Raw genomic sequence first — 22,434 nt, forward strand, 5'->3', positions numbered from 1 at the left:
GATGGGCTTCTGGCGCAACCAGCTCTCCGGCCCCACCGACCCGGCCGCCGATGCCGCGTGGGAGACGAGCGAACCCCGCAAGGGCTTCTTCACCGACACCTCGATCTGCATCGGGTGCAAGGCCTGCGAGGTGGCCTGCAAGGAGTGGAACGGCGTCCCCGAGGACGGCCTCGACCTGCTGAGCCAGTCCTACGACAACACGGGCGCCCTCGGGGCCAGCACGTGGCGGCACGTCGCGTTCGTGGAGCAGACGAGCGACCGCATCGAGCAGGCCCGCGAGTCGGGGCGCAAGCTCGTCTCGCTCGGTATGCCGTCGGTGCGCTCAGGCGACGAGCCCGCCCTCGCCGGTGGCGGGGGCACGGCGACCGCGACGCTCACGGACACGCTCACGGACAACCCGGTGCCCGACGTGCGTTGGCTGATGGCCTCCGACGTGTGCAAGCACTGCACCCACGCCGCGTGCCTCGACGTGTGTCCGACCGGGGCCCTCTTCCGCACCGAGTTCGGCACCGTCGTCGTGCAGGACGACGTGTGCAACGGCTGCGGCTACTGCGTGGCCGCCTGCCCGTTCGGCGTCATCGAGCGCCGGAGCGGCAACGAGGGCCACGAGAAGGGCCCGCAGTCCCACGGCATCAGCATCAAGGGCGCCGGGGGCGCCGGAGACACGGCCAAGGGCTCGCACCAGAACCAGCCGGCCCACGCCTCGAGCAACGGCGAGGTCAAGAACGTCGGCATCGCCCAGAAGTGCACGCTCTGCTACGACCGCCTCGGCGCGGGACAGACGCCCGCGTGCGCCCAGGCCTGCCCGACGACCTCCATCAAGTTCGGCGACCTCGACGAGATGCGGGCCACGGCGCGCGCCCGCGTCGCCCAGCTGCACGAGCTCGGCTATCCCGAGGCCCGCCTCTACGGCGTCGACGAGCACGACGGCGTCGGCGGCACGGGCTCGACGTTCCTGCTGCTCGACGAGCCCGAGGTCTACGGCCTGCCGCCGGACCCGCGGGTGACGACCGCCGACCTGCCCGACATGTTCCGCAAGGCCGGCTACGCGGGGCTGACGATGCTCGCGATGGCCGCGGCCGCCTTCGTGGGGAGACGCAAGTGACGACCAACCCCTTCGACGCCGACCGCCCGCCGGAGCGGACGCGCCGTCGCGGCAACGGCGGCGGTGGCGGCGGTGGCGGTCGCAACGGCGGCAAGCGTCGTGACGAGTCGATCATGGTCCCCGACGTCAGCTTCGACAGCTACTACGGGCGCCACATCGTCAAGCCCGCACCGTGGGAGAAGGAGGTGGCGGCATACCTCTTCCTCGGCGGCATCGCCGCGGGCTCCGCGCTGCTCGGCGCCGGGGGTGCGGCTCGTGGCTACCCGGCCCTGCAGCGCGCCGGGCGCATCGGTGCCGTCGCCGGTGCCGCGCTCGGTGGTGCCGCGCTGGCCAAGGACCTCGGCAAGCCCAGCCGTGCCCTCAACATGATGCGCACCGTCAAGCTGACGTCGCCGATGTCGGTCGGCTCGTGGATCCTCACCGCCTTCGGCAGCTTCGCCGGTGCCGCGCTCGTCTCCGAGGTCGCGCGCCCGGTCATCGAGCGCCGTTCTCGCGGGGCGCGATCCGGCGGCGCGGTCGCCCTGGTCGCCAAGGCGCTCAAGCTCGCCGACGGGCCGGCCACGGTGGGGTCCGCGTTCTTCGCGCCGCCGCTGGCGGCCTACACCGCGGTGCTCCTCGCCGACACGGCCACCCCGACGTGGCACGAGTCCTACCGCGAGCTGCCGTTCGTCTTCGTCAGCTCGGCCAACCTCGCGGCCTCGGGGCTCGCCCTCGTCACCGTCCCGACGCGCGAGAACGGCCCGGCCCGCAAGCTCGCCGCCGTCAGCGCGCTCGCCGAGCTCGTCGCCTTCGAGCGCATGCAGGACAAGCTCGGACCCACGCTCTCGGAGCCGCTGCGCACCGGCAAGGCCGGGCGACTGCTCAAGGCCAGCCGGGCCCTCACGGTCGGGGGAGCCCTCGGGGCCGTCGCGCTCGGTGGCAACCGGGTCACCGCCGCGCTCAGCGGGGCGGCACTCATGGCCGCCTCGGTGTGCACCCGCTTCGGCGTCTTCGAGGCCGGCATGGTCTCGGCGATCGACCCGAAGTACACCGTCGAGCCCCAGCGCGAGCGGCTCGAGAAGCGCCGCGCGGCCGGCGTCGTCGACGACTCGATCACCACGGCGCGATGACGCGCCGCGCCACCAGGACGAGAAGGGGAGCCTCATGAGCACCAGTGCGGTTCGGAACGACAGCACCGCCTCGCCCGGCGGCAACCGCTGGGTCATCCTCGTGTGCGCGGTACTCGTGCAGCTCGCCATCGGCTCCGTCTACGCGTGGAGCGTCTTCGCCAAGGCGCTGCAGAGCGACGCCGCCTTCGGATGGTCGAAGTCGAAGGCCGCGGTGCCCTTCAGCGTCGTCATCGGGATGATCTTCGTCGGCAGCTACGTCGGTGGCCGGCTCCAGGACGCCCGAGGCCCCCGGGTCGTCGCCATGACGGGCGGGGTCATCTACGCCGTCGGTGTCATCCTCGCGTCCTTCGCCCAGTCGGCCGACTCCTTCTGGCTGCTCGTCCTCGGCTACGGCGTCATCGGCGGCTTCGGCCTCGGCATGGTCTACATCGTCCCGATCGCCATGCTGCAGAAGTGGTTTCCCGACAAGCCGGGCCTCATCACCGGCCTCGCCGTGGCCGGCTTCGGGTTCGGCGCGGTGGTCACGGCACCGGTGGGGCAAGCCCTCATCGACCAGTCACCGAGCGTGCCCACCAAGGCGTTCCTGTGGCTGGGGATCGGCTACCTCGTCATCCTGCTCGTCTGCACCTCGGTCTTCCGCAACCCCGCGGTCCTGCCCGACGTGACGGGGGCGACCAGCAAGGACGCACCGAGGGTCGAGAACGGCACGGGCCCGCGCGACTTCACCCCGAGCGAGGCGATGCACACCAAGCAGTGGTACCTCCTCACCGCCATCCTGACGATGAGTGTCACGGCCGGCATCTCGCTCATCGCCGTCGCCGCTGGCACGGCCACAGATGTGGCCGGCTACTCGACCGCCGCAGCCGCCGCGCTCGTCGGCGTGCTCGGCCTCTTCAACGGTGCCGGCCGCATCTTCTGGGGCTGGATCTCCGACATGATCGGCAAGATGCCGGCCTTCCTCGGCATCCTCGGCATCCAGGGCATCTGCCTCCTGCTCATCCCGCACGCGAGCAGCACGGCCCTCTTCGCGGTGCTCGCGGCGCTCGTCTACCTCTGCTACGGCGGGGCGTTCGGCACGATGCCGTCCACCGCAGGCACGTTCTTCGGGGTGAAGAACGTCGGCGCCATCTACGGGCTGATGCTCATCGGCTGGAGCATCGGCGGTGTCGTGGGTCCGCTGCTCATCGCGTCGCTCATCGGGAGCGAGAAGGCCTACAACCTCGGCTTCACCGTCATCGGCGTCATCACGCTCGTCGCGCTCGTCCTGCCGCTCGTGACCAAGAAGCCGCGGCACGAGCCGGCACCGGTCGAGGACCGCCACGGGACTGGCGCGAGCCGCCGGTAGAACGGCCGTCACTCACGCACATCGGCGGGTCCGGGTGCCAGGGGTAGCCCTGCGGCTGCCCAGGCCTCGACCCCGCCGATGACGTCGGTGGCCCGAGCGAGTCCGACTCCGTGCAGGGAGGCGGCGGCGAGCGAGCTGCTGTAGCCCTGCCGGCAGATCACGATGACGCGCAGGTCGTCGCGGTCCGCCTCCGGGATCCGGGCCTGGCTCGTGGGGTCGAGCCGCCACTCGAGGACCGTGCGGTCGATGACGAGCGCGCCGGGCAGCTCACCCTGTCGGGCGCGCTGCGGTGGCGTGCGCGTGTCGACGAGCAGGGCGCCTGCCCGGACCTCGCGCCACGCCTGCTCGGGCGACAGCCGCTGCAGGCCTGAGCGGGCCTGCGCCAGCACGTCGTCGACTCGGCTCATCGCACCTGCAGGACATGCTCGCCGCGGGGGACGAGCTCGCCGATGACCGTGCCGCCGGGCACCTCGCCGGCGACGAGCAGGCCGCCGCTCGTCTGCGCGTCGGCGAGCAGCAGCAGCTCGTCGTGGTCGACGGTGGCGTCGAGGTGCGGGCTCACCCAGTCGAGGTTGCGCTGGCTGCCGCCGGGCACGAAGCCGGCTGCAAGCGAGGCCCGCGCCCCGTCGAGGTAGGGGACCGCGGCCGAGTCGACGACCGCGCTCACGCCCGACGCCCGCGCCAGCTTGTAGAGGTGGCCGAGCAGCCCGAAGCCGGTGACGTCGGTGGCGGCCCGGATGCCGCGCTCGAGTGCGTCCCGGCACGCGACGTCGTTGAGCGCGGCCATGGAGGCGACGGCCTCGGGGAAGACCTCACCGGTCGCCTTGTGCCGGTTGTTGAGCACCCCGACGCCCAGCGGCTTGGTCAGGCTGAGCGGCAGCCCCGCCCGGCCGGCGTCGTTGCGCAGCAGGCGATCCGGGTCCGCGACGCCCGTGACGGCCATGCCGTACTTCGGCTCGGGGTCGTCGATGCTGTGGCCGCCGGCCACGGGGCACGCGGCGAGCCGAGCGACGTCGAGACCGCCGCGCAGCACCTCGGCCGCGAGTTCGCGGGGCAGCACGTCACGCGGCCACCCGAGCAGGTTCACGGCGAGCACGGGACGACCGCCCATGGCATAGATGTCGGAGAGGGCGTTCGCCGCGGCGATGCGCCCCCAGTCGTAGGCGTCGTCGACGACGGGCGTGAAGAAGTCGGCCGTCGCGAGCACCGCCAGGCCGTCGTTGATGCGTACGGCTGCCGCGTCGTCGCCGTCGTCGAGCCCGACGAGCAGGTTCGCGTCGGCGATCCCGGTCAGCCCGCTCACCATCTCCTCGAGCTCGCCCGGCGGGATCTTGCACGCGCAGCCGCCGCCGTGGGCGAACTGCGTCAGTCTCACCCGGGTCCCGTCGTGCACCTTGTCCACGCTCGCCGTCATACCCACACCGTAGGTCGCCGTATGCCGTGTGCCCCGTCGAGGGGCCGCGCCTCGGGATGGGGACGGGATGGGTACGGTGACCCGTGGAGGTGTCTGGGCACCTGGTGGTCCCCCCGGTCTTCAACACCGGTGAGACCGAGCATCTCGGTCTGGCGGGTTCGATTCCCGTCCACCTCCGCCAACGTCCTGCAGGAGAGGAGCCGCGCGTGGCGCAGTCGGACCCGCGTCGGGCGGTCCCACGCACCGACGTGCTGATGGGCCACCCCGACCTCGTCGCCGCCGTGGCCCGGCACGGTGCTGCCACGGTCAAGGAGGCGGTGCGCTCGGCACAGTCCCTGGCCCGCTCCGGAGAGATCGCGCCGGACGACGTGCTCACGGCGGCGCGCGCGATGCTCCCGTCCCGCAGCACGACCCTCCGGCCGCTCCTCAACGCCACCGGCGTCGTCGTGCACACCAACATCGGCCGGGCACCGCTGTCGGACGCCGCCGTCGACGCGGTTGTGGCAGCCGCGGCCTACCTCGACGTCGAGTACGACACGGCCACCGGAGCGCGCGCCCGTCGCGGGCGCGGGACCCTCGAGGCCCTGCGGGCGGCGGTCCCCGCGGCCGGTGACGCGCTCGTCGTCAACAACGGTGCGGCCGCGCTCGTCCTCGCCACCACCGCCCTCGCCGCCGGCCGGGAGGTCCTCGTCAGCCGGGGCGAGATGGTCGAGATCGGCGACGGCTTCCGCCTGCCCGACCTCATCGCGTCGACGGGCGCGCGGCTCCGCGAGGTCGGCACGACCAACCGCACCCGGCTCGCCGACTACGCCGACGCCCTCGGACCCGAGACCGGCTGCATCCTCAAGGTGCACCCGAGCAACTTCCGCGTCGAGGGCTTCACGAGCGCCGCGTCGGTGCGCGAGCTCGCGACACTGGGCGCGCCGCTCGTCGTCGACATCGGCAGCGGGCTGCTCCACCGCGACGACCTGCTGCCCGACGAGCCCGATGCGACGACGGCGCTCACCGACGGCGCCACGATCGTCACGGCGAGCGGCGACAAGCTGCTCGGCGGCCCACAGGCCGGTCTCGTCCTCGGCGAGGCCGCCACGGTCGAGCGGCTGCGGCGCCACCCCCTCGCGCGGGCGCTGCGCGTCGACAAGCTGACGCTCGCCGCTCTCGAGGCGACCCTGCGCGGACCGGTGCCGCCGGTCACCGACTACCTCCACGTCGACCGCGACCGGCTGCGGGCCCGCACCGAGCGGCTGGCCACCGCCGTGTCGGGCGAGGTCGTCGCCGTCGAGGGACGCGTCGGTGGCGGCGGGGCGCCGGGGCTGCCGCTGCCCGGCTGGGCCGTGGCGCTTCCGGAGGAGTGCGCCGAGCGCCTGAGGCGGGGTCAGCCCGGTGTCGTGGCCCGCGTCGAGCGGGGCCGCTGCCTCGTCGACCTGCGCTGCGTGCCGCCGGCGCGGGATACCGACGTCGAGCGCGCGATCCTCGCGGTCCGCGCCGTCCTCGACGTCCGTGGCGTCGACCGGCCGAGCGGCGACTGACCCGTGCACGTCATCGCGACCGCCGGCCACGTCGACCACGGCAAGTCCACCTTGGTGCGGGCCCTGACCGGGATCGAACCCGACCGGTGGGCCGAGGAGCGCCGCCGGGGCATGACGATCGACCTCGGGTACGCGTGGACGACCCTCGCGTCCGGCGCTGACGTCGCCTTCGTCGACGTGCCCGGGCACCAACGCTTCATCGGCAACATGCTCGCCGGGCTGGGCCCCGCGCCCGCCGTCATGCTCGTGGTCGCCGCCGACGAGGGCTGGCGCCCCCAGTCGGCCGAGCACCTCGCGGCCGTCGACGCGCTCGGCATCTCGCGCGGGCTCGTCGTCGTGACACGCAGCGACCTCGCCGATCCCGGTCCCGCGATGGCGGAGGCGCTCGACCACGTCGGCCGCACCAGCCTCGCCGGCAGTGCCGCGCTCGCGGTTTCGGCGCGCACCGGCGAGGGGCTCGACGCCCTCCGCGGCGCCCTCGACGACCTCGTCGGTGCGCTCCCCACCCCCGACCGCGACGGACGCACCCGCCTCTGGGTCGACCGGTCGTTCTCGGTCCGCGGCAGCGGCACCGTCGCCACCGGCACCCTCGGGGCCGGGACCGTCCGGGTCGGCGACGAGCTCCTCGTGCACCGCGCGAACGGCGCCTCCCACACCGTCACGGTGCGCGGGCTGCAGAGCCTCGGCCGGACCCACGACGAGGTGCCCGCCGTGGCCCGCGTCGCGGTCAACCTGCGCGGCATCGGGGTCGACGACGTCGCGCGCGGCGACGTGCTGCTGACGCCACGGGTCTGGCACGTCACGACGTCGCTCGACGTGCGGCTCGTCGGGGCGAAGGCGTCGGGGCCCGGCGGTGTCGCCGCCGAGCGGCTCCCGAACCGCCTCATGGTCCACGTCGGCACGCTTGCCCTCGAGGCGCGGGTGCGTCCCCTCGGACCGGGCGCGGTGAGGCTGCTCCTGCCGTCGACGCTGCCCCTCGTCGGCGGCGACCGGGTCGTCCTGCGCGACCCGGGCTCGCGTCACGTCGTCGGCGCGGTCGTCGTCGACGCCGACCCCCCGAGGCTCGACCGGCGGGGCGCCGCAGCCCGACGGGCAGAGGTCGTCCGGGGCCTCGACGGCGCGCCGGACCTGGCCCGTGAGGTCGCCCGGCGCGGCTGGATGAGGCAGGCCGATGCCGGCTCGCTCGGCATCACGGTGCCGGCCGGTGAGCGGCCGGCCGAGACCGTCGCGCGCCGGGGTGCCTGGCTCGTCGACGACTCCGCCTGGCAGGACGCAGCCGAGCGGCTGCGCGCCGCGGTTCAGCGCCGGGCCGACACCACGCCGATCGACCCCGTGCTCGCCCTCGAGGCCGCGCGCGCCGCTGCCGGGGCACCCGATCGTGCCCTCGTCACCGACCTCGCCGCGGCCGTGGGGCTCGAGGTGCGCGACGGCCGCGTCGGGCTGCCCGGGCGCACCGCAGCCCTCTCGGCCCCCGCCGAGGCCGCTCTCGGCAGGATCGAGGAACGCCTGCGGCAGCGCCCCTTCACGGCTCCGGAGCAGCACGAGCTCGACGCCGCAGGGCTCGGGCCGCGCGAGCTGGCCGCCGCCGAGGGCACCGGCCGCATCCTGCGCCTGCCCGGCGACGTGGTCCTGCTCCCCAACGCGCCGGCCCTCGCGATGCGCGAGCTCGCGGCGCTCCCGCAGCCGTTCACGACGAGCGACGCCCGCCAGGCGCTCGACAGCACGCGCCGCATCGTCATCCCGCTGCTCGAGCACCTCGACCGCCGCGGATGGACGCGACGTCTCGACGGCTCGCACCGCGAGGTCGCCCGCTGAGCCACACGGCATACGCCCTCGTATGCCGTGTCGCGGACAAGCGGGACCGAAGGCCCTGCCCGTGACGCCCGCCCCACGACAGGCTGGGGTGACAGAGGGAGAGGTGGAGAGCCATGGGCGAGGTCGCGGGCGAGGAGCGCACGGCACCGGGACGCATCGTCGTGGGGGTCGACGGCTCCGAGTCGTCGAAGCACGCGCTGCGCTGGGCGGCGCGCCTCGCCGCGGCCGACGGGAGCCGCGTCGAGGCGGTCACGGCGTGGGACCACCGCAGTCCTTCAACGCGCCGGTGGACGTCGGCTGGCGTCCTGACGTGGACGCCGACACCGTGCTGAGGGAGACGCTGGACGAGGTGTTCGGCGGCCACCGGCCGGAGGGGCTCCAGCCCGAGGTGGTGCACGGATCCGCCCGGACCGTGCTCATCGAGGCGAGTCGGGGCGCCTCGCTCCTCGTCGTGGGCAGTCGCGGGCACGGCGGATTCGCCGGGCTGCTGCTCGGGTCTGTGAGCTCGGCGTGCTCGGAGCACGCGCACTGCCCGGTGCTCGTCTTCCACGACCGCGACTGACGCCGTCCCGGGCAGGGCGGGGAGGGCCTGCCCGGGACGACGCCGGCGGGCCTTGCTGGGGACGTCGCCGGGGACGTCGCCGGGGACGTCGCAGTGGCCTCACTGGGGGATGTCGGTGCGGGATGGCAGGCTGACCCCGATGGCGAAGGGCAAGCGGGCCGACGTGCTCGACCGATTCTCTCCGGCGACCGCCGAGTGGTTCCGGAGCAGCTTCAGCGCGCCCACCACCGCCCAGGCAGGCGCGTGGGACGCGATCAGCTCGGGGCACCACACCGTCGTCGTCGCGCCGACCGGCTCGGGCAAGACGCTCTCGGCCTTCCTCTGGGCCATCGACCGGATGGCGAGCGAGCCGGTGCCCGAGGAGCGCCTCGAGCGGTGCCGCGTGCTCTACATCTCGCCGATGAAGGCGCTCGCCGTCGATGTCGAGCGCAACCTGCGGGCCCCGCTCGTCGGCATCGGCCACGCCGCCACCCGGCTCGAGCTGCCACCTCCCGACATCAGCGTCAGCGTCCGCTCGGGCGACACCCCGGCCAACGAGCGCCGCGCCTTCGCGCGCACGCCCACCGACATCCTCATCACGACGCCCGAGTCGCTCTTCCTCATGCTCACCTCCTCGGTGCGCGAGGCGCTCAAGGGCGTCGAGACCGTCATCCTCGACGAGGTCCACGCCGTCGCCGGCACCAAGCGCGGCGCGCACCTCGCCCTCAGCCTCGAGCGGCTCGACGCCCTGCTGCCCAAGCCGGCCCAGCGCGTCGGGCTGTCGGCGACCGTGCGCCCCGTCGAGGAGGTCGCGCGCTACCTGGCGGGCGGTCGGCCGGTCGAGATCGTGCAGCCCGAGTCGACCAAGCAGTGGGACCTCGACGTCGTCGTGCCCGTCCCCGACATGGGCGAGCTCGGCAGCGCGCCTGCCGAGATCTCGCCGGGGGTGCCCGACCTGTCGGGGCCCGCCGCGGGTCAGGCGCCGCAGGCGAGCATCTGGCCGCACGTCGAGGAGCGCATCGTCGACCTCATCGCCGACCACCGCTCGACCCTCGTCTTCGCCAACTCGCGCCGTCTCGCCGAGCGACTGACGTCGCGGCTCAACGAGATCTGGGAGGAGCGGCTCGCCGAGGAGGAGGGCCTGCCGGTCCCGAGCCTCGCGGCCCTCTCCACCCAGCCACCCGCGCAGGTCATGGCGCAGGCCGGGTCGTCGCGCGGCGCGCCGGCGGTCCTCGCCCGCGCCCACCACGGCTCGGTGAGCAAGGAGCACCGCGCCACCATCGAGGAGGACCTCAAGGCCGGGCGCCTGCCCGCCGTCGTCGCGACGAGCAGCCTCGAGCTCGGCATCGACATGGGCGCCGTCGACCTCGTCATCCAGGTGGAGAGCCCGCCGTCGGTCGCGAGCGGTCTCCAGCGCGTCGGCCGCGCCGGCCACCAGGTCGGGGCCGTCAGCCAGGGCGTGCTCTTCCCCAAGTTCCGCGGCGACCTCGTGCAGACCGCCGTCGTCGTCGAGCGCATGCGCGCCGGGGCCATCGAGTCGCTCCGCATCCCCGCCAACCCTGTCGACGTGCTGGCCCAGCAGGTCGTCGCCATGTGCGCGATGGACGACTGGTCGGTCGCCGACGTCGAGGCCCTCGTGCACCGGTCGGCGAGCTTCGCCTCGCTGCCGCGCTCGGTCCTCGAGGCCACGCTCGACATGCTCGCGGGCCGCTACCCGTCCGACGAGTTCGCCGAGCTGCGCCCGCGCATCGTCTGGGACCGCGTCACCGACACGCTCTCCGGCCGCCGTGGTGCCCAGCGCCTCGCCGTGACGAGCGGCGGCACCATCCCCGACCGGGGGTTGTATGCCGTGTTCCTCGCCTCCGGTGAGGGGCCCGGTCGCCGGGTCGGTGAGCTCGACGAGGAGATGGTCTACGAGTCGCGCGTCGGCGACGTCTTCACCCTCGGCACGTCGACGTGGCGCATCGAGGACATCACCCACGACCGCGTGCTCGTCACGCCGGCGCCGGGGCAGGCGGGCAAGCTGCCGTTCTGGAAGGGCGACCAGCAGGGGCGCCCCGCCGAGCTCGGTCGTGCCCTCGGCGGGTTCGTCCGCGAGATCGTCGGCCTGACCCCCGAACGGGCCCGGGCCCGGGTCACCGCGGCCGGCCTCGACGAGTGGGCCGCCGACAACCTCATCAGCTACCTCACCGAGCAGAAGGAGGCGACCCGGCACGTCCCCGACGACCGCACCATCGTCGTCGAGCGCTTCCGCGACGAGATCGGTGACTGGCGCGTGGCCGTCCTCTCGCCCTTCGGCGGACAGGTGCACGCGCCGTGGGCGCTCTGCGTGGCGGCCCGCATGCGCGAGCGGTTCGGCATCGACGTCCAGGCCATGCACGGCGACGACGGCATCGTCTTCCGCCTGCCCGACCTCGAGTTCGAGGACGGCGCGGCCGTCGGCCAGCAGCTCGTCGAGCTCGTCACCCTCGAGCCCGAGGAGGTCAGCGAGCTCGTCACCCAGGAGATCGGCGGATCCGCCCTGTTCGCAGCGCGGTTCCGGGAGTGCGCGGCCCGGGCCCTGCTGCTGCCGCGCCGTCGTCCCGACAAGCGCCAACCGCTCTGGCAGCAGCGCCAGCGCGCCGCGCAGCTGCTCGAGGTCGCCAGCCAATACCCGTCCTTCCCCATCGTCCTCGAGGCCGTGCGTGAGTGCGTCCAGGACGTCTTCGACGTGCCAGGGCTCGTCGAGCTCATGGGCGACATCCGCTCCCGCGCCGTCAAGGTCGTCGACGTCGAGTCGAGCCAGCCGAGCCCCTTCGCGAAGTCGCTCGTCTTCGGCTACGTCGCGCAGTACCTCTACGAGGGCGACTCGCCGCTCGCCGAGCGTCGGGCCGCTGCCCTCGCGCTCGACCCGTCGCTGTTGTCCGAGCTGCTCGGCCAGGGTGAGGCGCTCGCGCTGCGCGACCTGCTCGACCCCGAGGCCGTGGCCCGCACCGAGGCCGAGCTGCAGCGGCTGACGCCCGAGCGCGGTGCCCGTGACGCCGAGGACGTCGCCGACCTGCTGCGCGTGCTCGGTCCGCTGTCGGTGCGTGACGTCGTGGCCCGAGCGGCCGAGGGCTTCGAGCCGGCGCCCGTCGAGACTGCCCTGAAGGAGCTCGAGGCCGCGCGCCGGGTCATCGCCGTGCGCGTCGGCGGCGAGGATCGTTGGGCCGCCATCGAGGACGCCGCCCGACTGCGCGACGCGCTCGGCACGTCGCTTCCCGTCGGGGTGCCACAGGCCTTCCTCGAGCCGGCGCCCGACCCGCTCGCCGACCTCGTCGCGCGCTTCGCCCGCACCCACGGGCCGTTCGCGGTGCAGACCGTCGCCGCGTGGTGGGGCCTCGGGCCCGCCGTCGTCCACGACGCCCTGCGCCGGCTCGTGTCGTCCGGGCGCGTCGTCGAGGGCGAGCTGCTGCCCACCGAGAACGGCGGCGGCCACGGTCCCGAGTTCTGCGACGCCGAGGTGCTGCGCCTGCTGCGCCGCCGCTCGCTCGCCGCGCTGCGCCACGAGGTCGAGCCCGTCGACCAGGCCGACCTGGCGCGCTTCCTGCCGCAGTGGCAGGGCGTCGGGGGCGGCCTGCGCGGACGTGAGGGCCTGCTCCGCGCGGTCGAGCAGCTGACCGGGGCCGAGGTGCCGGCGAGCGCGCTCGAGTCGCTCGTCCTGCCCGCGCGCGTCGCCGACTACCGACCCGCGCTGCTCGACGAGGTGATGAGCTCTGGCGAGGTCGTCTGGCGCGGCCACGGGTCGCTGCCCGGCGACGACGGCTGGGTCAGTCTGCACCTCGCCGACGCCGCGCACCTGACGCTCACCCCGCCCGAGGTCGCCCCGCTGACCGACGACGAGCAGGCCGTGCTCGACGCGCTGGAGGGCGGCGGCGCCTACTTCTTCCGCGCCCTCTCGACCCGGGTCGGCCTCGGCGACAGCGAGCTCAACGACGCCCTGTGGTCGTTGCTGTGGTCGGGCCGCATCACCAACGACACCATCGCGCCGCTGCGGGCGCTGCTCGCCGGCGGCCGCACCGCGCACAAGCGCACCACGAGCGGCCCTCGGTCGACGAGGTATGCCGGCCGGCGCGGTTCGCTCGGCCGCTTCGGCTCCCTGCGTGGCCCCCTCGCCGGCACGAGCCCGGCCCAGGTCGAGGCGGCCGAGGAGGCCGCCACCGGCAAGGCGCTCGCGGCCGGACGGGCCGTCGGGTCCGGACCCTCGACCGGCGTCGGCCGCTGGACCGCGCTCCCGCCCGCCGAGACCGACCCGACGGTGCGCGCCGTCACCAACGCCGAGCTGCTCCTCGACCGCTACGGCGTGCTGACCCGCGGGTCGGTCGTCACGGAGGACGTGCCCGGTGGCTTCGCCGCCGTCTACCGGGTGCTCGCCGCCGCCGAGGAGGCCGGCAAGGTGCGCCGCGGCTACTTCGTCGAGGGGCTGGGCGCCTCGCAGTTCGCCTCGACCGGCGCCGTCGACCGGCTGCGGTCGATGTCACGCCTCCCGGGTGCCGACGACGCCGGAGTCGGCGGACGACGCGTCGATGCCGCCGATGGCGATGAGTGGCTCGCGCCCTCACCCACCGGCGGTCCGGGGCGAGGCGGTCCCGGGCGAGGCGGCCAGCGTGGCCGCGAACGCACAGGACCTCCTGCCCTGGTGCTCGCCGCCAGCGACCCCGCCAACCCCTATGGCGCCTCCATCGGCTGGCCCGAGCGGGGACTCACCGACGCGGCTGCCGACGACCCGGCCGCCGCGAAGGACGGCGACGACGATGCAGCCCCCAGGGCGGCCCGCCGCAAGGGCCATCAGCCGGGCCGCAAGGCCGGAGCGCTCGTCGTCGTCGTCGACGGCGAGCTCGTGCTCTACGTCGAGCGGGGTGGCAAGACGATGCTCTGCTGGTCCGACGACCCCGAGCGCCTGCAGGCCGCGGCCGATGCCCTGGCTCTCGCCGTCCGCGAGGGCGCCCTCGGCCGGCTCACCGTCGAGAAGGCCGACGGTGCCTCGGTGCTCGGCTCGGCCCACCCGCTCGTGCAGGCGCTGTCTCAGGCCGGCTTCCACATGACCCCACGCGGGCTGCGACTGCGTCGCTGACTCGTGCCGCCGGTGCCCGTCAAAGCACGAATCATGTTGACAAGGTGGGTGATCGGCGCCATCGGAACATGCGTCTGAGCTCACAGCAGCCTCCCATTCGGCGTTCAGGAGCCCGCTCGTGGTGTCACGCTGGCAGGCAGAGGGCGTGACCGGGGACGCGCCGACGGTCAGTGGTGAAGAGACTGGGTGATGACCATGACCAATGATCGGTGTGGCGTGAGGGGCCGACCGCTGAGCCGGCGGACCTTCATCAGGGCAGCGGGCGTGGCCGGCGCAGGTTTCGTGCTCTACGCCTGCGCGCCGGGTGGCGCGACGCGGGCCGTGGCCGCCATCCCGGGCGGCACCCTCGATCCTCTGGCCGTGCCCAAGTTCGTGACGCCGATGCTCGTGCCGCCGGTGATGCCGCGCGCCGGCACCATCAGGCGCAAGGGCGGCAAGCCGGTCGACTACTACGAGATCTCGGTCCGGCAGCTGTCCCAACAGATCCTGCCCGTGGGGCTGCCTGCCACGACGGTGTGGGGCTACGGCGCCGTACGGTCAGCGAACAGGCGTGGGCTGCTGGTCCACCACGCGCCCTCGCTCACGATCGAGGCGAGATGGAAGCGCCCGGTGCAGGTCAAGTGGGTCAACGACCTGGTGGACAGCGCCGGGAACTACCTGCCGCACCTGCTGCCCGTCGACCCGACGCTGCACTGGGCCAACCCCCCGGGCGGTGACGACGGGCGGGACAGCAGGCCCACCTTCGCAGCGACTCCGGGCGCCTACACGGGACCCGTGCCTCTGGTGACACACGTGCACGGCGCCGTCGGCGTCGGTGACGAGAGCGACGGCTACGCCGAGGCGTGGTTCCTCCCGGCGGCCAGGAACGTGCCGGCGGGCTGTGCGACGGAGGGCACGTGGCACTCGTTCTTCAGGGGCAAGGCCTCCAGCGCCCTCGGCCTCGAGTGGGGTCCTGGTTTCGTCACCTTCGAGTACCCGAACGACCAGCGGGCCTCGACGCTCTGGTACCACGACCACACCCTCGGGATGACCCGCCTCAACGTGTATGCGGGGCCTGCCGGCTTCTTCCTCGTCAGAGGAGGTCCCCAAGGGGACAGTGCGATCCGTGACAGCCGTTCGGGAGCGATGGCCGTGCTGCCCGGACCGGCACCCAAGGAGGGCGATAGGGTCCCGTCCCGCAAGACCTACTTCGAGCTCCCGATCGTGATCCAGGACCGCGCCTTCAACGAGGACGGCTCGCTCTTCTACCCGGACAGCCGTGAGTTCTTCGACGGCGCCACGGCGCAGAACCCGGGCTTCGCCCCGGCCACGGACCTCTCGCCGATCTGGAACCCCGAGTTCTTCGGCAACGCGATCATGGTGAACGGCAACACGTGGCCCTTCCAGGTGGTCCAGCGGCGCCGGTACCGGCTGCGCCTGCTCAACGGCTGCCAGGCCCGCTTCCTCGTTCTCGACTTCAGCCGGATCCCGGGAGCGCAGGTCTGGGCGATCGGCAACGAGGGCGGCTTCCTGGCCGCGCCGGTGGACCTCACGGCGACCAACGGCAGCCGGCTCCTCATGGCTCCTGCCGAGCGCGCAGACCTGGTCGTCGACTTCACGAACGTCCCCGAGGGCAGCTACGTCCTCGGCAACGAGGGACCCGACGAGCCCTTCGGTGGTGGCGAGCCCGGTTCGGACTTCGACGGCGCCGACCCGCGCACCACCGGGCAGGTGCTGCAGTTCCGCGTCGTCGCTCCGGTCTCCCCGGACCCCTCGACGCCGCCCCAGTTCCTCGTCCTCCCGCCGGTGCCGAGTCTGCCCGCTCGGACGCGGACCCGACGGCTGGCGCTCATCGAGATGATGTCGTCGGCCTGGGACGGGCCGGCCGAGGCGATGCTCGGCGAGCTCGATGCGGACGGCCACCCCGTGCACCGGATGTGGATGGACGAGGTCACCGAGAACCCCTCGGTCGGCGACACGGAGGTGTGGGAGGTCTACAACTTCACTGCCGACGCCCACCCGATCCACATCCACGAGACGACGTTCCAGGTCGCCGACCGTCAGGCCCTGGTCACCAACGAGGACGGCGAGGCGGAGGCCCCGGCGCGACTCGTCGGGGAGCCGCGGCCTCCGGAGGGGTGGGAGACCGGGTTCAAGGACACCGTCATCGCCTATCCCGGCGAAGTCACCAGGGTGCGTGCCCGCTTCACGAGGGCCGGCCAGTACACGTGGCACTGCCACATCGTCGAGCACGAGGACAACGAGATGATGCGGCCCTACCGGATCGGCCCCGCACAGGCCGGGCAGCCGTCAGGCTGACCCGAACGCGTCGCCGTCGGTCATCGTCACGGCGCTGGGCGTCGACGGTCCCCACTCGAGGGACGCGCGCGTGCCGAGGTGCTGCCGCAGGGCCGGCTGCACGGCATACCACCCGATGAGGTCCGCGAGCGCGTCCGGGCGCAGCCAGAGGTAGGCGACGGGCACCGGCACCCGCCCCGGGAGCGGTTGGTCGGTCACGTCGAGCGGCACGTCCACGGGGAAGCTGCGCTCCTCGGAACCGCCGGCCAGCCCGTGCGCGAGGTCGTCGGGCCGGGCCTGCACGGCCTCCCACCGCACGCGCGCCGTCCGGACGCCCCGCCGCAGCTCGATGCCCGACGGGGTGAGGTAGACGCCTCCGGCTGCGACGCGACCCAGCACGAAGGGTGCGAGCCGCGCGCACGCCACGAGCGCGAGCAGTCCGAAGAGGATGGCGACCCACGGCACCGACGCGGTGACCACGACCATGAGGACGCACCAGGCCGGCGCGACGACGGCGAGCGCGAACGGCGTCACGAGCGACGCGCGGGACCGCAGGACCGCGGTGGCGGCGACCCCGGACGGCGCGTCGGCGACGACGAGGTGCCCGGGGCGGCGCGTGCTCCACCACCACCGGGTCACCGCCTCGACGACCCACGCGACCGCCCCGGCCACGGTCATCCCGAACGTGCCGGCCACGAGTGCCCGCAGCCAGAGCGGCTGGGCCTCGGACACCTGCAGCACGACGACGAGGACCCCGGCGAACGCCGCGAGCAGGACGACCTCGACGAGCAGGAGGGCGAGGTAGGCGCCCGCCCGCTCCCGGTCGAGCACCCGGCGGATGAGGACCGGACCGTTGCGGGCGCCCCACGCACCGGCCGAGGCGTAGCCGCCGATCATGGCGCCGGGGCGTGGGCGGTGGGCATCTGGCGATGCTAGCCGCGCGCACGCCTCGGGCGGGTGAGTGGCGAGCTCAGCACTTCTCCCAGTAGCCGGGCGAGGACTGCTTGAGCGTCGCGGTGTAGAAGGTGTTGTAGAGCCCGAGGTTCTGGTTCGAGCCGAGGGCGTACGCGTAGCCGCCCGACTGATGGGCACGCCCGGCCACGACATGGTCGTAGTTGCTCGACGTGATGCAGGTCGGAGCCGTGGTGGTGGTCGTCGTCGGTGACGAGGTCGTCGAGGTCGTCGACGTGGTGGGCGGGGGCGTCGACGTCGTGCTGGTGGTGGGCGGTGTGGCGCCGCCGTCGAGGCCGAAGAACCGGACGTCGTAGTAGGCCGCGCAGACGGTGTCGATGAAGTAGGCGCCGGCCGTGCCGCACTGGTTCGAGGCCGTGCCCGGGTCGACGGCGGTGCCGTGCCCCATGCCCGCGATCTTCGTCAGCCGGACCTGGCCGCCGTAGTCCTCCCACGTGACGCCGGAGCTGATGGTGCCCGTCGAGGTCGGGGTCTGCGAGACGCCGTCGACGTTCGTGAACTGGTCGCGCAGCTCGACGCCGTTCATCGGCGCGACCGTCGTGTCGGACTGGCCCTGCCAGATGGCCACCTTCGGTCGGGGACCCGAGTAGCCGGCATACGCTCCCCGCACGAGGTCACCCCACGCCGAGGGGGTCTTGTCGACGCCAGGGTTCATGCACGAGAAGGCGGCGGTGCTCGACGTGGCACAGCGGTAGGGCAGGCCCGCGTTGATCGAGCCACCGGCGAACTTGTCGGGGTAGGTGGCGAGCATGACGGCCGTCATGGCCGCGCCGGCGGACAGGCCGCTGACGTAGACGCGGCGGGCGTCGCTGCCGTAGTTCGTCGTCGCGTAGTCGACCATCTGGGCGATGCTCGCGGCCTCGCCCTGGCCGCGGGCGGTGTCAGCGGACTCGAACCAGTTGAAGCACTTGCTCGAGTTGTTGCCGCTGCCCTGCTGGGCGAGGACGAGCGCGAAGCCGTGCCGGTCGGCGAACGTCCGCCAGCCCGAGTTCGTGAAGTACGTCGTCGCGTCCTGCGTGCAGCCGTGCAGCAGGACGACGACCGGTGCGCCAGAAGGCAGCCCGTCGGGACGGTAGCCATACATCGCCAGCGCGCCGGGGTTGCTGCCGAAGCTCGTGACCTGCTGGAGGGTCGCCGCCTGCGCGGGTGGCGGCGCGGTCACGAGGAACGCGGTCGCCGCGGCGACTGCCAGGGCCAGCACCATGCCGACCGCGCGGGCCGCCCTCACGGGCACGGCCAGGGTGAGTGTGCGGGTGGACGTCATCGTCGCCTCCGGTCCTGGGCAACGCCGTCGGTGCCCGTTTCGTCACGATTGCACCGGTCGGCCACGCGCGGCGTGGGTGCTCCCGCCAGCGCCTCGGCCCGACGGTGGTGCGCGGGGCCATTGCGCCGGGGCGCGATCGGGTCAGAGGCGCTCGGCGTGGGCGCTCGGCGTCACGGTGCCACGGGTGTCGAGGAAGCGTCGGGAGCGGGCGGCGAGCGCGTCGACGTCGTAGCCCCGGTGGCGCTGCAGCAGCACGACGACGTCGGCGCCGGCGACGGCGGCATCGAGGTCCGGGACGGCGGTGGCGGCCGGTCCGAGCTCGTCGGCGAGCTCGTCCCACCGCCCGATGAGGGGGTCGTGGAACGCGAGCTCGGCGCCCTGCTCGAGCAGGCGGCGCGCGACGGGAACGGCGGGGGACTCGCGCTGGTCGGCGATGTCGGCCTTGTAGGTCACGCCGAGCAGCAGCACCCGGGCGCCGCGCAGGGCCCTGCCGTCCTCGTTGAGCGCGTCCTGCACCCGGCGCGCGACGTAGGCCGGCATCGCGGCGTTGATCTCCTGCGCCAGCTCGACGAAGCGGAACGGGTAGCCCAGGCGCGTGCGCACGTTGTGCGAGAGATAGTTCGGGTCGATCGGGATGCAGTGGCCGCCGACACCCGGACCGGGGTAGAAGGCTTGGAAGCCAAAGGGTTTCGTGCTCGCGGCCGCGATGACCTCCCACAGGTCGATGTCGAGGTCGTGGCAGACGCGCGCCATCTCGTTGACGAGCGCGATGTTGATGTGGCGGTAGGTGTTCTCGAGCAGCTTGGCCGTCTCGGCCTCGCGCGTGCCGCGCGTCGGCACGACGGTGTCTACGAAGAGCGAGTAGAAGGCCGTCGCCGCCTCCGTGCAGGCGGGCGTGTGCCCGCCGACGACCTTGGGGGTGTTGCGGATCCCGTATGCCGTGTTGCCCGGGTCGACGCGCTCCGGCGAGAACGCGAGGGGGAAGTCCACCCCGGCGCGCAGCCCGGACGTCTCGAGGATCGGTCGCACGACCTCGTCGGTGGTGCCGGGGTAGGTCGTCGACTCGAGGACGACGAGGGTCCCGGGCCTCAGGTGGGCTGCGAGCTCCGTCGTCGCCGCGCGGACGGCCGCGAGGTCGGGACCCCCTTCGGCCCCGAGGGGTGTCGGCACGCAGACGACGACGGCGGCGGTGTCGGCGAGGCACGACGGGTCGGTCGTGGGCTCGAAGCCGGCGCACACCATCTTGGCGACGTCCTCGTCGGAGAGGTCGTCGACGTGCGAGTGCCCTGCCGCGAGCGAGGCCACGACGCCGGCGCTCGCGTCGAGACCGCCGACGGACAGCCCCGCGCCGACGGCCGCCTGTGCCAGCGGCAGGCCGACGTAGCCCAGGCCCACGACGACGACGTCGTGACGCGGCCGGTCGGACACGGAGTCAGACACGGGTTCAGACACGGAGCAGCTCGGAGGTCTCGGACGAGCCCGTGGGGTCACCCGGGTCGAAGTCGGGTGCGCGGTGGCCGAGTCCGAGCAGCTCCGCGATGGCGGCGACGGAGCGCTCGGCGGCCCGGCCGTCCCCGTACGGGTTCACGGCTCCGGCCATCGCGGCATACGCCTCGACGTCGTCGAGCAGCTCCTCGACGGCCGCGCGGATCGTGGCGCCGTCGGTGCCGACGAGCCGGACCGTCCCGGCCTCGACGGCCTCGGGCCGCTCGGTCGTGTCGCGCATGACCAGCACCGGCTTGCCGAGGCTGGGCGCCTCCTCCTGGACGCCGCCCGAGTCGGTGAGGACGACGGTCGAGCCGGCGAGCGCGTGGGCGAACTGGTGGTAGTCGAGCGGCTCGGTCAGCAGCACGTTCTCGAGCGACCCGAGGAGCGGCTCGATGACGTCGCGGACGACGGGGTTGCGGTGCATCGGCAGGAGCACCTGCAGGTCGGGACGGTCGCGGGCGAGGTCGCGGACGGCGGACATCGTCTCGACCATCCGGGGTCCCCACGACTCGCGCCGGTGCGAGGTGACGAGGAGCAGGTCGCGGCCGCCGGACGCGTCGCCGACGGCCTCCGCGACGCGCGGGTCGTCGAACTCCACGGGCTGGGCGGTCGTCCACTGCAGGGCGTCGATGACGGTGTTGCCGGTGACGGGGATCCTTGCGGCGTCGACGGACTCGCGCACGAGGTTGGCCTTGGACGTCGCGGTCGGGGCGAGGTGCAGGTCGGCGAGCGGGGCGGTGAGGCGGCGGTTGGCCTCCTCGGGGAAGGGGGATCGGACGTCGCCCGTGCGCAGGCCGGCCTCGAGGTGAACGACGGGGATGTGCTCGTAGAACGCGGCGAGGCCGGTCGCCAGCACGGTCGTCGTGTCGCCCTGCACGACGACGACGTCGGGGCGGGTCTCGCGCAGGAGCGTCGACGTGGCGAGCACCGTGCGGGCCGTGAGCTCGGCCAGCGTCGCGCCCGGGGCCATGAGGTCGAGGTCGTGGGCCGGGCGGATGCCGAACAGGGCGTTGACCTGGTCGAGCATCTCGCGGTGCTGGCCCGTCACGGCGACGACCGGCTCGACCCGCTCGTCGGCCTGCAGGGCTGCGACGAGGGGCGCCATCTTGATGGCCTCGGGGCGGGTGCCGTAGACGGTCATGACCCGGGGGACTGATGCGCTCATGTCGGCTCTCCTTCAGCGCCAGAGGCCGCGGGTGTCGACGAGCTCGCGGCCGCGCAGATCGGCGAGCGTGATCGCGCGGAAGGCCGCGTGGTCGACGAGCAGCACCACGACGTCGGCCTCGGCGAGGGCCTGCTCCGTCGCGGCGAGCTCGACGTTCGGCAGCGCCGCCAGACCACGGGGCAGCGCGTCGATGTGCGGCTCGACCGCGAGGACCCGCGTGCCGGGCCGCTCCTTCGCAAGCGTCTCGGTGATCGACAGGGCCGGCGACTCGCGCAGGTCGTCGATGTCGGCCTTGAAGGCGAGGCCGAGGCAGGCGACGGTGCCACCTTCGCCGTCCGTGCGACCGGTCAGGGCGAGCGCGTCGGAGATCTTCGTCAGCACGGTGCGCGGCCGGGCGTCGTTGGTCTCACGAGCCGCCCGGACGAGCCGCGCCTGCTCGGGTGCGGCCGAGACGATGAACCACGGGTCGACGGCGATGCAGTGGCCGCCGACCCCCGGGCCCGGCTGCAGGATGTTGACGCGCGGGTGGTGGTTGGCCATCGAGATGACCTCCCAGACGTCGAGGCCGATGTGCTCGCAGATCTCGGCGAGCTCGTTGGCGAAGGCGATGTTGACGTCGCGGAAGGCGTTCTCGGTGAGCTTGGCCATCTCGGCCGACTTCGCGTCGGTGAGGATGATGTCGCCGGTGACGAAAAGCCGGTAGACCTCGGCGGCCCGCTGCGCGCACTCGGGCGACAGCCCCCCGACGATCCGGTCGTTGGAGAAGATCTCGACCATGATCCGGCCGGGCAGCACCCGCTCGGGGCAGTGGGCGAGATGCACGTCGGAGATGCCGCCCATGTGCGGCAGCTTGAGGTCGGGCCGCAGGTCCGAGATCCACTGCGAGATCAGCTCGGTCGTGCCGGGCGGCGACGTCGACTCGAGGATGACGACCTCGCCGCCGCGGAGCATCGGCGCGATGGCCTCGGTCGCCGAGCGCACGTGGCGCAGGTCCGGCTCGTGGTCGCCCGTGAACGGCGTCGGCACGGCGATGAGGTAGACCGAGGCGTGCGGCATGCTCGTCGTCGCGGTGAGCAGCCCGTCGGCCATGGCCGAGGCGATGGCCACGTCGAGGTTGGGCTCGACGATGGGCACGCGCCCGGCGTTGATCTCCGAGACGGTGCGCTCGTTGACGTCGACGCCCGTGACGCGCAGGCCGTGGCGGGTGAGGGCGGCGCAGGTCGGCAGGCCGATGTAGCCGAGGCCGATGACGGCGATTCCGTCGTCGAACATGTGGGTCTCCCGTGCTGTGAGTGCTGCTGTGAGTCCGGCTGTGGAT

16 protein-coding genes and 1 tRNA gene are annotated in these 22,434 nt (G+C 73.5%); 10 read left to right on the forward strand and 7 right to left on the reverse strand.

Annotated elements, in window-relative coordinates:
* Position 1: 1 nt before the first annotated feature.
* From IEY30_RS06960 to IEY30_RS06970, 3 genes are read left to right on the forward strand one after another with little or no spacing between them, the layout of a single operon-like run.
* A complete protein-coding gene (locus tag IEY30_RS06960) occupies positions 2–1,105 on the forward strand; it encodes a 4Fe-4S dicluster domain-containing protein (protein ID WP_030201432.1) in 1,104 nt (367 codons plus the stop codon).
* Positions 1,102–2,214, forward strand: a complete 1,113-nt coding sequence (gene nrfD, locus IEY30_RS06965; protein WP_030201433.1) for an NrfD/PsrC family molybdoenzyme membrane anchor subunit — start codon at positions 1,102–1,104, stop codon at positions 2,212–2,214. Before IEY30_RS06960 ends, nrfD begins: the two co-directional genes overlap by 4 nt.
* A 34-nt stretch (positions 2,215–2,248) precedes the next feature.
* Complete coding sequence (locus IEY30_RS06970; protein WP_052358838.1) at positions 2,249–3,559, forward strand: L-lactate MFS transporter; 1,311 nt, start codon at positions 2,249–2,251, stop codon at positions 3,557–3,559.
* Positions 3,560–3,567: 8 nt separating this feature from the next.
* Here IEY30_RS06970 and IEY30_RS06975 read toward each other — a convergent pair whose 3' ends face one another.
* Positions 3,568–3,966, reverse strand: a complete 399-nt coding sequence (locus IEY30_RS06975) for a rhodanese-like domain-containing protein (protein ID WP_030201439.1) — start codon at positions 3,964–3,966, stop codon at positions 3,568–3,570.
* A complete protein-coding gene (gene selD, locus IEY30_RS06980; RefSeq protein WP_052358839.1) occupies positions 3,963–4,973 on the reverse strand; it encodes a selenide, water dikinase SelD in 1,011 nt (336 codons plus the stop codon). The genes IEY30_RS06975 and selD overlap by 4 nt, the downstream gene beginning before the upstream one ends.
* 85 nt (positions 4,974–5,058) lie before the next feature.
* On the opposite strand from selD, the gene IEY30_RS06985 reads away from it, so the two are divergent.
* The 7 genes from IEY30_RS06985 (at position 5,059) to IEY30_RS07010 (ending at position 16,248) form a co-directional block, all read left to right on the forward strand.
* Positions 5,059–5,154 (forward strand) — tRNA-Sec (locus tag IEY30_RS06985).
* 25 nt (positions 5,155–5,179) lie between these two features.
* Positions 5,180–6,502 (forward strand): L-seryl-tRNA(Sec) selenium transferase, encoded by a 1,323-nt coding sequence (gene selA / locus IEY30_RS06990; protein WP_043417165.1) that lies wholly within the window; start codon positions 5,180–5,182, stop codon positions 6,500–6,502.
* A 3-nt stretch (positions 6,503–6,505) separates the two neighbouring features.
* Positions 6,506–8,317, forward strand: coding sequence for a selenocysteine-specific translation elongation factor (selB, locus tag IEY30_RS06995; protein WP_030201446.1), 1,812 nt, complete (start codon positions 6,506–6,508; stop codon positions 8,315–8,317).
* Between the two features lie 113 nt (positions 8,318–8,430).
* Positions 8,431–8,649, forward strand: coding sequence for a universal stress protein (locus IEY30_RS22170; protein WP_308423749.1), 219 nt, complete (start codon positions 8,431–8,433; stop codon positions 8,647–8,649).
* Positions 8,628–8,879 (forward strand): universal stress protein, encoded by a 252-nt coding sequence (locus tag IEY30_RS22175; protein ID WP_308423750.1) that lies wholly within the window; start codon positions 8,628–8,630, stop codon positions 8,877–8,879. The genes IEY30_RS22170 and IEY30_RS22175 overlap by 22 nt, the downstream gene beginning before the upstream one ends.
* Positions 8,880–9,018: 139 nt before the next feature.
* Positions 9,019–13,950 carry an ATP-dependent helicase gene (locus tag IEY30_RS07005; protein ID WP_030201449.1) on the forward strand — a complete coding sequence of 1,644 codons (4,932 nt, stop codon included), beginning with the start codon at positions 9,019–9,021 and terminating at the stop codon, positions 13,948–13,950.
* Between the two features lie 216 nt (positions 13,951–14,166).
* Positions 14,167–16,248, forward strand: coding sequence for a multicopper oxidase family protein (locus tag IEY30_RS07010; protein WP_229674875.1), 2,082 nt, complete (start codon positions 14,167–14,169; stop codon positions 16,246–16,248).
* Here IEY30_RS07010 and IEY30_RS07015 read toward each other — a convergent pair.
* From IEY30_RS07015 to wecC, 5 genes are all read right to left on the reverse strand, one after another.
* Positions 16,240–17,124 (reverse strand): hypothetical protein, encoded by an 885-nt coding sequence (locus tag IEY30_RS07015; protein WP_030201453.1) that lies wholly within the window; start codon positions 17,122–17,124, stop codon positions 16,240–16,242. The two genes, IEY30_RS07010 and IEY30_RS07015, sit on opposite strands and share 9 nt — an antisense overlap.
* Positions 17,125–17,197: 73 nt before the next feature.
* Positions 17,198–18,463, reverse strand: a complete 1,266-nt coding sequence (locus IEY30_RS07020) for an extracellular catalytic domain type 1 short-chain-length polyhydroxyalkanoate depolymerase (protein WP_229674876.1) — start codon at positions 18,461–18,463, stop codon at positions 17,198–17,200.
* A gap of 141 nt (positions 18,464–18,604) precedes the next feature.
* Entirely contained in the window at positions 18,605–19,903 is a 1,299-nt protein-coding gene (locus IEY30_RS07025) for a nucleotide sugar dehydrogenase (protein ID WP_229674877.1), read from the reverse strand.
* A gap of 4 nt (positions 19,904–19,907) precedes the next feature.
* Positions 19,908–21,116 carry a non-hydrolyzing UDP-N-acetylglucosamine 2-epimerase gene (gene wecB / locus IEY30_RS07030; protein ID WP_052358840.1) on the reverse strand — a complete coding sequence of 403 codons (1,209 nt, stop codon included), beginning with the start codon at positions 21,114–21,116 and terminating at the stop codon, positions 19,908–19,910.
* 12 nt (positions 21,117–21,128) lie between these two features.
* A complete protein-coding gene (gene wecC / locus IEY30_RS07035; RefSeq protein WP_030201463.1) occupies positions 21,129–22,388 on the reverse strand; it encodes a UDP-N-acetyl-D-mannosamine dehydrogenase in 1,260 nt (419 codons plus the stop codon).
* Between the last annotated feature and the right edge of the window lie 46 nt (positions 22,389–22,434).

It is taken from the genome of Terrabacter tumescens, from assembly GCF_014646815.1.
Classification (GTDB): Bacteria; Actinomycetota; Actinomycetes; order Actinomycetales; family Dermatophilaceae; genus Terrabacter; species Terrabacter tumescens.